Origin of the sequence: Buttiauxella sp. JUb87 (assembly GCF_004361975.1) — a bacterium.
In the GTDB taxonomy this organism is placed as follows: domain Bacteria; phylum Pseudomonadota; class Gammaproteobacteria; order Enterobacterales; family Enterobacteriaceae; genus Buttiauxella; species Buttiauxella ferragutiae.
Map to the genome: position 1 here is coordinate 1 of NZ_SNVY01000025.1, position 1016 is coordinate 1016.

At 50.4% G+C, this 1016-nt stretch carries 1 protein-coding gene; it reads left to right on the forward strand.

Going from position 1 to position 1016, the window contains the following annotated elements:
* Nucleotides 1–39: 39 nt before the first annotated feature.
* The coding region (locus tag EC843_RS24425; protein WP_208111343.1) for an ESPR domain-containing protein at nt 40–1016 on the forward strand (977 nt) is incomplete at its 3' end.

Genomic DNA, 1016 nt, shown 5'->3' on the forward strand with positions numbered 1-1016 from the left:
ACACACTCATTTTATCGACAAAGCTACAAGGGAAATCCAATGTACAGTGGTTTAAATCATATCTATCGTCTGGTCTGGGATAATGTCAGGGAAGCCTGGGTGCCGGTATCAGAGCACTGCAAAAGCTGTGGCAAAGGTGTGGCGCGTCGTGCGGCCCTGACAGGGAAACTGTCGGTACTGGCGGTGGCGGTCCTTCCCGGGGTGGTGAATGCGTTCACTGCTGAGGTGGATGACGGGATGGCGGTATTTGACGAGGTGCTGTCTTCTGGAAACACTCAAAACGTTAATTCTGGTGGCACTGTGACAAACACCGCGATCTACACCAGCGGCCTTCAGAACGTTAACGATGGTGGTATCGCGATATCAACTACGATCTACAACAGTGGCAGGCAGAATGTTAACAGCGGTGGCATAACATCTAATACCGTGATCGAGAGCTATGGCAAGCAATCCGTTTACGGCGGAGGTGTAGCGATAGGTACTGTTATTCGTGGCTCAGACGGAAAATGGGGCAGGCAAGACGTCAATGGCGGTGGCACAGCGAACGGTACTACAATCTCTAAATATGGACAACAAGTCATTTATGGTGGTACGGCGAATGACACCGTAATTGAAGGTGGTATACAAAAGCTTTCCGGGGGTATTGCTAATGGCACAGTAATTAACGGCGGCGAACAATATATTTACAACGGAGGCATAGCTAATAGCACAGTAATTAACGGTGGTGGGCAGTATGTTGAAGGCGGTGGCACGGCTAATGACACAACAGTGAACAGCGGGGGGAAGTTACAGGTTAATGCAGGTGGTACAGCTCTCGGTGTGATACAAAACAGTGGAGCTGCGCTTGTTACGAATACTGACGCCACCGTCAGTGGCACGAATGCCCTGGGTGCCTTCTCCATTGATGCAGCAACAGGCATCGCCAGTAATGTTCTGCTTGAGAATGGTGGACGTTTCATCGTCAATACTGGTGACACGGCGACGGATACGACGATTAATACCGGAGGCTACGTAAC